The organism is Lapidilactobacillus gannanensis (assembly GCF_003946675.1).
GTDB lineage: Bacteria > Bacillota > Bacilli > Lactobacillales > Lactobacillaceae > Lapidilactobacillus > Lapidilactobacillus gannanensis.
This window is the reverse complement of the sequence record NZ_RHOT01000058.1, coordinates 1-8,895: the sequence shown is the minus strand read 5'-3', so window position 1 is coordinate 8,895 and position 8,895 is coordinate 1. Positions and strand designations below refer to the sequence as shown.

Annotated in this window: 8 protein-coding genes; 5 read left to right on the top strand and 3 right to left on the bottom strand. The window is 41.0% G+C overall.

All coding sequences use genetic code 11. From position 1 onward, the window contains the following. Positions 1 to 189: 189 nt before the first annotated feature. Entirely contained in the window at positions 190 to 1,428 is a 1,239-nt protein-coding gene (locus EKM81_RS10700; protein ID WP_125651523.1) for a M20/M25/M40 family metallo-hydrolase, read from the bottom strand. A 241-nt stretch (positions 1,429 to 1,669) separates the two neighbouring features. Beyond that, complete coding sequence (locus EKM81_RS10695; protein WP_125651521.1) at positions 1,670 to 2,176, bottom strand: GNAT family N-acetyltransferase; 507 nt, start codon at positions 2,174 to 2,176, stop codon at positions 1,670 to 1,672. Between the two features lie 724 nt (positions 2,177 to 2,900). Between EKM81_RS10695 and EKM81_RS10690 the strand changes: the two genes are divergently transcribed. Together EKM81_RS10690 and EKM81_RS10685 are read left to right on the top strand one after the other, a co-directional pair. Next, a complete protein-coding gene (locus EKM81_RS10690; protein ID WP_125651519.1) occupies positions 2,901 to 4,553 on the top strand; it encodes a putative polysaccharide biosynthesis protein in 1,653 nt (550 codons plus the stop codon). After that, positions 4,550 to 5,284 (top strand): pseudouridine synthase, encoded by a 735-nt coding sequence (locus tag EKM81_RS10685; RefSeq protein WP_125651517.1) that lies wholly within the window; start codon positions 4,550 to 4,552, stop codon positions 5,282 to 5,284. The genes EKM81_RS10690 and EKM81_RS10685 overlap by 4 nt, the downstream gene beginning before the upstream one ends. A 407-nt stretch (positions 5,285 to 5,691) precedes the next feature. Here EKM81_RS10685 and EKM81_RS10680 read toward each other — a convergent pair whose 3' ends face one another. Beyond that, positions 5,692 to 6,534: an NAD(P)H-hydrate dehydratase gene (locus EKM81_RS10680; RefSeq protein ID WP_125651515.1), complete on the bottom strand. Its 843-nt coding sequence runs from the start codon at positions 6,532 to 6,534 to the stop codon at positions 5,692 to 5,694. 718 nt (positions 6,535 to 7,252) lie between these two features. Between EKM81_RS10680 and EKM81_RS10675 the strand changes: the two genes are divergently transcribed. From EKM81_RS10675 to EKM81_RS10665, 3 genes are all read left to right on the top strand, one after another. After that, on the top strand, positions 7,253 to 7,675 hold the full coding sequence (locus tag EKM81_RS10675; protein ID WP_125651514.1) for a hypothetical protein: 423 nt from the start codon (positions 7,253 to 7,255) through the stop codon (positions 7,673 to 7,675). Between the two features lie 2 nt (positions 7,676 to 7,677). Continuing rightward, the gene (locus EKM81_RS10670; RefSeq protein ID WP_125651512.1) at positions 7,678 to 7,860 is read left to right on the top strand and encodes a hypothetical protein; all 183 of its coding nucleotides are present in this window, start codon (positions 7,678 to 7,680) and stop codon (positions 7,858 to 7,860) included. Between the two features lie 346 nt (positions 7,861 to 8,206). Continuing rightward, positions 8,207 to 8,668: a hypothetical protein gene (locus tag EKM81_RS10665; protein WP_125651510.1), complete on the top strand. Its 462-nt coding sequence runs from the start codon at positions 8,207 to 8,209 to the stop codon at positions 8,666 to 8,668. Positions 8,669 to 8,895 lie beyond the last annotated feature (227 nt).

The window sequence follows — 8,895 nt, the reverse complement described above, 5'->3', positions numbered from 1 at the left end:
GAAGCCGTTTAGAGACAAATTCAATTTTATATTATTTCATCTGTCAACTTGACAGGGCATAGTGCAGAATTGCTCGGCATTTTTGCGTTAAGCGGAACCGATTGCCTTTTGAGAACAAATTTCAGTAGTTAAAATTCGTTTTATTTTTAATAAAAGAACTTGTGTTGGCGCGAGCTGACGGTATTGGAGTTATTTCTTAAAATACTCCCGGCAAATCATTTGGTAGAGTTCAATTGATTTTAAGTAATCATCTTCCCAAACAAATTCATTAATTGCATGAGCAGTTTCATTGCCAGGACCCACAACAATTACGGGTATTTTCAGATTGGCGCGGAGATACTCCGAGGCGTCTGTACCACTAGATGTGCCTAAGGCCAATGCAGGTTGTCCCCAAATCTTCGCTAAACTGGCTTGGGTAATTGTAACCAGCGGGTCAGTGACGGCAGTTTGAACCGGATTATTGCTGTTAGTCACCCTTAAAGCTAAATGACAGGTTGGCCACTGATCGTTTGGTGTGGCAATCAAGAGATTCAAATCATCAATAATTCGTGTGTTTGTATATTCAGGAATAGTGCGAATCTTTGTGGTTAAACTGGCTAAATGTGGAATTGTATTTGCTTGATCGCCAGCCTGAAAAATAGTTACTGTTGCCTCAGTTGGGCCTAATTGGCGGTTTTTAAATTGAGTTAAGTGAGTAAAATAGTGCTTCTGTTCCTGATAAAATTCAATCAGATGGTCTAAGGCGTTGATCCCCATTTCCGGCATTGAGCTATCGACAGCCTTGCCACGTGCAATCACTTGATAGTCTAAGGTACCCTTGTGGGCAAAAAAGCAGGCGTGACGACTATAATTGGCGGGATTTGGTTGGGAAATCTGGAAAGCACCCGAAGCTAATAGTTGTTGCATGGCCGTATCAGAAAAAGCAGTACTAGGTTCAGCCACAATCATCCCCGCTAAATCATCCACAAAATGATTTTTTGCCAACTGTTTCGCACCTAGACGGCCGTTTTCTTTGCCAACAGTGGCAATAAAACGTAAATTACCATGAAAGTCGGGATCTTTGGTCAGTTGAATAAAAGCTAATGCTAAAGCCGTTAAGCCACTTTTCATATCAGAAGAGCCACGGCCATAAATTTTACCATGATCATGTTGGGGCATAAATGGGCCATAAGTCCACTCGTCGGGAGCTACAGCCGAAACCACGTCCTCATGACCAGCCATACCTAAAATCAGACCATCATTTTGCTTATATTGCGCGACTAGGTTAACGCGATTATAATCGCGTTGCCAAGGAACGAGGCTAACCTTGATTTGATTTTGTTGGAAGATGTCTTTCAAATAGGTTGCGACGCTTCCTTCGCTGCCATTGACAGTTGGCAGTTTAATTAATTCATCAAGTAAATTTAAGGCAAATTCAGTTTGAGCCATTTCTGATTCCCCCTCGTGCAGTATTAATAAGTTGTTGCCTTCATTATACTGACTTTCCGTCAAAATACTGGGATAGAGGTTAAGGATTTGTTAAATGCCTGTCTAGTTAGGTAAGCCAGTACGACATTTACGCTAAAATTAAACAGTCTCTCTTAAGCAGACGCTAGACTAAGTTGCGGCTGAAGACGTCCCTCAAAAAGCCTGTCTAAGTAGTCATGATTTTTAGAGAAATGCGCTTCGCTTAAATTGATTTCGACAAGTATAAAACTAATTCATTATCATTAAAACAAGGGGCATTCATTGCTAGTGGCCGATTGTTATACCAAACGCCGGAACCATCGGGAATAAACCCGTGTTTCACGTACAGCCGTTGTGCCGGTCCATAACCTGAGTGTAGGCCGACTCCTAAAGTGACCAGCTTAGTCATTGGTTGGGCAGCATTTTCAATTGCTGTTAATAATTGCCCACCAATACCAAACTTTTGAAATTGCTCGAAGACATTAAAATCAGCTATTTCCGGATACATTCCTTGGAAAGGGCTCGCCTTAGCAAGCGTCATTAAAGTGACGTAACCAGCAACTTGACTTTTAAACAAGGCAATTAAAACAAGTCGCTCACCACTTTGTTGCTCAGCTAGATAGTGAGTTAAGACAATTTTTCGACTGGGCCAGTTTTGCTTGATAAATTGCTGGTCAAGTAGTGCAACATCGCCAGCCTGCATTTTTCGAATGGTTAGATTTGAACTCATGATAACCTCCAGAACTTGATAGTTATCATTATAAAGTGATGAATTAACAATGTCGATTTTGAATGGTTTTTAAATTGAGCTCCGTTTTGTTTGTGCTACGATTTGATTTTGAAGTTGGTTTCCGTACATGGTGGGGAAGAACCAGTTATTGCCACGACTCATCAGACTAATTAATTCTTCAGTCAATTAAAGTATAAAATTTTAAAAAGGTCATTTTAGACACACGACAAATTTATAAATTGCTCGTGTGTTGCTAGGGCGCATTTTAAAAAAATGGTTTTTTAGAGTTAGCCTGTGTAAGTTACGTACTGCGCGGATTTGAAACGTGTTCGGAGCGACAAATGGCTAGGCCTAATTTAAATAATGCTTCGATCTGGTTGCACCAGCTCAAAGCATTATTTGAAATTATCCTACGCCAAAGGACCGGCAGCCCTCACACTCTGATTGAAACGTGTTCGGAGCGACAAATGGCTAGGCCTAATTTGATAATTTGCTCGGTCACTTGCAGTGCCCAATCAAATTATCGAAATTACGCTACGCCAAAAGTGCGTCGCTCCTCACACTCTATATTTTCTGGCGGCAATGGGTTACAATATTGATATTAGCGCCTACTTGCTTGGGTAATAACTTGATTATTTAAAAGTCATTTAGGTGGCGCATTGTACTTTTCTTGATGTAATTAAAACTGAAACGAAGTCGGTTTCCAGTAAGGGAGCGTTTTTTATTGGCGCAGAATTCAACACAATCAGCAGCAAGTACCTCAAGTGGTAATGCCAGTCAGGCTAGTTTTGTTCAAGGGTCGGCTTGGATCACCGCCGGGAGTATTTTTTCACGTATTTTAGGTGCGGTTTATATTATGGCTTGGTTGCCGATGATTGGCGACGCACAAACTGGCAATTTGGCCAATGCTTTATTTAGCAAAGGCTATAATATTTACTCGTTATTCTTGATGATTTCTACTGCAGGAATCCCAGGCGCAATTGCTAAGCAGGTGGCTCATTATAATACCTTAAATGAGTATCGCGTTGGCCGGCGGTTATTTCACACTGGGATTAAGTTAATGGCAATTTTGGGGGTAGTTTCTGCTGGATTAATGTTTTTTGGTGCGCCATTGTATGCGCAAAGTGCTGCCGAAATTCCAGTTTACCGCTCATTAAGTGTTGCTGTGCTGATTATTCCTTTCTTAAGTATCTTCCGTGGTTATTTCCAGGGATTTGCAGAAATGGCGCCTTCAGCGGTCTCGCAATTTATTGAACAGTTAGCGCGAGTGGCTTATATGCTAGGGGCGACTTTCGTCATCATGCAAATTCAGCATGGCACTTACCAACAAGCCGTCGTCCAATCCACCTTTGCGGCTTTTATCGGGGCTATTTTTGGGATTTTAGCTTTGTTCTGGTTCTATTTAAGGCAACGCGGTAAGTTAGAGCATTTAGTGGCGCAATCGAATGATAATTTACAAGTGACAACTAAAGAATTAGTGATGGATATTATTCATCAGTCCGTCCCATTTATTTTGTTAGGCTCAGGCATCACTATTTTCCAATTGATCGACCAGTATTCTTTCTTTAAAATGTTACCGAAATTTTTCTTAGTGACGAAAAAAGAAATGGAAATCTATTTCGCAATTTTTAACTTTAACTCTAACAAATTGGTAATGATCGTGATATCCTTTGCCTCAGCTATGGCTGTTGCGGCGATTCCATTGTTGTCAGCTGCTCATGCTCGCAATGATAAACGAGATATGGCGCAACAAATTACGAATGTTTTACAGTTATTCTTAATTATTATGGTTCCTGCTTCTTTCGGGGTAGCAGCTGTGGCCGAACCACTGTACACGCTATTCTATGGTCACGATGCATTAGGCATAAGCGTGCTACAAGTCAATTCCTTCACCGCAATTATTTTAGGCTTATTTACAGTTTTAGCGGCAGTTTTACAGGGTCTTTATCAAAATAATGTGGCCATGCGTTATTTGATTGTTGGGATTGTTACAAAATTAGTGATGCAATATCCGATGATTGCCTTTTTCAATATTTATGGGCCAATGGTGGCGACAGCTATTGGGATGTTGACCACAAGTCTGTTAATGTTAGTCAGCTTGTATCGCTTATATCATTTTAAGTTGCAACAGACTTTCCGGCGAATGTTAGGAATCGTCTTTTTCTCACTAGTGATGTTCTTCTTAACAGGAATTACGGTGAACTTAGTCGGGATGGTGCTACCAGTAGAACGTAAAATTTTTAGTGCCGTGATTTTAATTATCGCGGTTGCAGTAGGCGTCATTGTCTACGGCTATCTGATTCTTAAAACACGACTTGCAGACCGCATCGTTGGTCCACGAATGGCGGGATTACGCCGGAGGTTACACATTAAATGAGATTAGACCGCTATTTAGCAAATATGGGCCAAGGCAGCCGTCAAGAAGTACGCTTATTAATTAAAAAGGGCCATGTTCGTGTTGATGGCAAAGTTTGTCGTCAGACAGCAACTCAGATTAAGGACATGAACGAAGTTACCGTTGGGCAAGAAATAATCACTTATCGGGAATTTGCTTATTATTTATTGCATAAGCCTGCAGATGTTTTAACGGCAACCAAAGACCAAAAACAAGCGACCGTTCTTGACTTGTTACCAAAAACTTTACCTCATTATCAGGATTTGACACCAGTTGGGCGTTTGGATCGTGATACCACTGGGCTACTGTTGATTACCAATGATGGCCAACTGGCTCATCGTCTGTTGCAGCCGAAGTATCATGTGGCCAAGACTTATCAGGCAGTCGTGGCAGGTGAGGTCAAGCCTGAATTGGTGACAGTTTTTGCCAAGGGTGTGGCGTTGTCCGATTTTGCCACACAACCAGCCAAATTAGTCATTCAAGATTATGATGCCGATAAAAAACAATCGTTAGTTGAGCTAACGATTGCTGAAGGTAAATATCATCAGGTTAAACGCATGTTGAAGGCGTTTGACCATGAAGTGTTAGCCTTGAAGCGATTAAGCTTTGGGCCATTGACACTGCCAGCTGATTTAGCTGCTGGTGAATATCGCGAATTGACGTCGGCTGAAGTCGGCGCATTACGAATGGTTGCTGAAGCAAGTAGTCGGTAATCAAGTTGTTAGCACTGGATATCTTTTTCTCTGACAGACTGTGCAAGAATTGATTAAGTCGCTCCCTAATACAGAACGGCAGGGGCTCAGCAACTTTGTGGTCTAAAACTAAAATGGTGTGCCAAGACTTCCCCAATTAGGGTTTGGTGGTGGCTGGGCGATTTAGAGGGCGTGGAACGACGTGGCCATCGATTTGAACTTTTCTACGAAAATCTCAAATTCGAGGCTTATTGTAAGTGCTAAAGCACTTACAATAAGGCCTGTATCAGAGACAATTTGGTCTGTAATTGGCTGTGATCAGTGCCAGCCGCGTTCCACAACCAGCAAGCCCGTAATGAAGTCAAAACCAATTCTGTTTCAAAACCTTCACTTGATTTAGAACGTGGTTTCAACAGGCGCTATTTCAATCAATTGCTACGATCCTGATACTGCCACATTAAATGCGGTAGCATCGCGATTAATTGACTAGGTAAAACTAAATATTGTTGACGGGCCAGTTCTTGCCCTGCCAAACTATGAAGATAAACCGCTGCTAGCGTTGCTGGCAGTGGTTTTTTGAATTGGGCGATCATGCCAGCAATTATACCGGTTAAAGTATCACCCATACCGCCAGTAGCCATGGCTGCAACGCCGGTGGTGTTTTGATAGACATCAGTTTGTTGGTAAATTTCGGTGCGATGTTGCTTTAGGACCAAGATAGTTTTAGCCGGCCATTTTTGAAGGACCTGCTGGTTAGCGGTGATTGATTGGCTAGGAATTGCTAATTGACTCAGGCGATGCCATTCCTCTTGGTGCGGTGTCAAAATCATTTGCGCTTTGGTGTCGGGAATTTCATGATGTTCCGCCAATAAGGTCAGCGCTGAACCATCAATGATCACCACTTGCTGCTCGGAAAGTTGAGGTAAGACGCGTTGTAATAATTGCCAAGCAAAATCATCAACGCCTAAGCCTGGGCCAATTACTACCACATCACTAGTCACTAATGTCGTCCTGAGTAACGAATCATCGTGCCAATCAATAAACATAATCTCGGGATGTTGACTATGCAAGGCCGTCCGATTAACGGGATCACTGGCCAGAGTCGTTAGGCCAGCGCCAGTTAACAAGGCCGCACTAGCACTCATGATACCCGCACCACCATAAGTGGCGCTGCCAGCAACTACTAAAACTCGACCGAAAGTTCCCTTATGGCTTTCTTGAGGACGGGGTTGAATGACTGATTTCAAAATTGCTGCACTGATTTGCTTCATAGTGAATTGCTCCTTTATTGATGAAGAAGATAAGTTTAGTATAGCTTAATTATCTTAAAAATACTGAACTAACAAATTTCTAAAAATACTTTTTGTGAAATAAGTATCGGTTCTTAATTGTGCCTCATTTTTTTAATTCCATGTTTCTTCCTGTTGTTTGGTAAGTATTACTAAAAAAACAATTGCTTTACTGGGACTATCTTTGTGATTTGGTAAGCGCTATAATAATGGTAATAATATGAAAATTATTCACAAAAATTGGAAGTGAGTACATGTTGAGAAAATTTAACGGACAGTTAAAAATTGGTAGCGTGATTAGTCTAATTATTGGCTTGGCACTGGTCACTACACTTATTTGGGGTGTTTTCATAATCGGCGATCTATTTTTGATTTGCACTACGTTCGTGACAATCACGCTTGCTGGCGTCATTTACGCTGAGGTTAGCCATTTGAAAAGGGCAAGGTCGCTCAAAACCGCTGATCATTTCCTAAAAATTGTGCAGCGTATTTTTAAAGCTATTTATCTCAGCATCATGTTGTTCCTGCTTATTTTTATACTTGTGACTAATGACAAAGGACTATACTTTAATAATTTAACTATTTTAGCACTAGCCGCAATAATTTTGGCTGGTGGGGTGGACTTGTACAATTTCTTTCGGGTGGATTAAAAAAAATTTGTTAGGAATGCCTGCTTTTACAAATCAGTGGAGGTGCTTCAATGAAATTGTTATCGAAGTCGTTGAAAAATATCTTCTGGACGATGGCTTTATATGTAATTCTAATGAGTAGTTTAATTTCGATTACGCGTGTAAGACTGTCGATTTGGTTCATTATGCTGACGATTATAGGCGCGCTGATCACCGCCGGCTTAACCTTTAAAATGATTGATTACTTACGCAAACGATTAACGCCTAACGATTTTAAACGTTTTCGTCGTCATCGCCGTCAGGATTGTAAGATTCTTTATACTGGCATTTTATTATTCACGCCAATGTTGCTGTGGTCAAAGCTGATTCCTGGCACGGCCAGCATATATTTCATTTATCTCGCTGGCTTTTTCTTACTGGTATGGTTTGTGATTGATCTTGATCAGCAATTATTCGACCAGAAAAGTTCACTCAATAAGAGAGGGGTGTCATGAATATGAATTGGCAATTATTGAAAATTTCTTTGGCTTTGCTGTTGGTTAGCATTTCATTACTATTACTTATTGGAGAAATTCAAAATTGGTTTTTAGTTATCAACACTTTTGTGATTGTTCTCTTCGTAGGATTGGGAATAATCATTTGGGTGCAACATGTTGTAAACAAGTGTAAGGAAAAATAATGATACAAGGATTGAAGATGGCCGCTATTTTTTCTATCTTGCTAGTTTCTTTTTGTTGGTTTGGTCAGTGATTGATCTTTATCAAACACTGCAGCATTCGCAAAAGGCTGGTAAAAATACCATCAGTTAGCGTAAGTAGGATTGAATTAGCTTGGAAACTAAATAAATTCGGTTCGAGATTTTTTGCGCAGTGAGGAATTAAAAGATGGCGAGCGGAAGGTGGTTAGCACTAGTATTACTGGTGCTGACTTTGCAGCTATCTCTTCATAAACCTAGCAGGGGAAACAGCAACGAATACGCGCGTAATTCAACAATGACGCTTGCCAAATCTGGAGGATATTGGTCCATGGTAAAATACCGACGATTATTGACTAGCTTGCTGTTGTTACTAATTTTAACTGGCTGCGGGCAACAAAGTCGCGGCTCAATTAGTGCCTCTGAATTTAGTGCCAGTTGGACAATTGGTAAAAAATATCACTTTGATTTTGAAAAACAGCAAGGTCGTGGCTGGTCACAAACTGGTCCGCACTTATCTTCAATTGTCAGAGAGCCGATTAAAGTTCGTCAGGCGCAAAAAGAATTGCCTTTAACCTTGAGACATTATCCTGATGCGATCACCTTCTGCTTTATTGACCAAGTACTGATCAACGCCGATATCACCAGTGAATCTGCCGAAGAATTTCGTATTCCATTAGGTCCACAACAGCTAACGCCAGGCTTGCACCAAATCAATTTAATGCAATTTAAACAAGATGACAGTGGCTTGCCCGTGACGATGAATCATCTGATTAAATATCGTATTGAATAAAGGACTACCGGTGGTGATTAGTTCTTTTATCGTAGGGCTAGCTCTAATCATTTTAAGTATACGTGAAAAAATTTGGTCGCAAATTGCAAGTGCAAGTTAGCCAGCGCAGGCGAAGACAGCTGGCGGAAAGGTTTCAGTGAGTTTCAATTGAAGAAAGCTAAGCAGTATGAACCTTGCGAGCACGCTTGACTTCTCTTTCAAAAGCTTCGGCTGGTGTTTTGAACTTT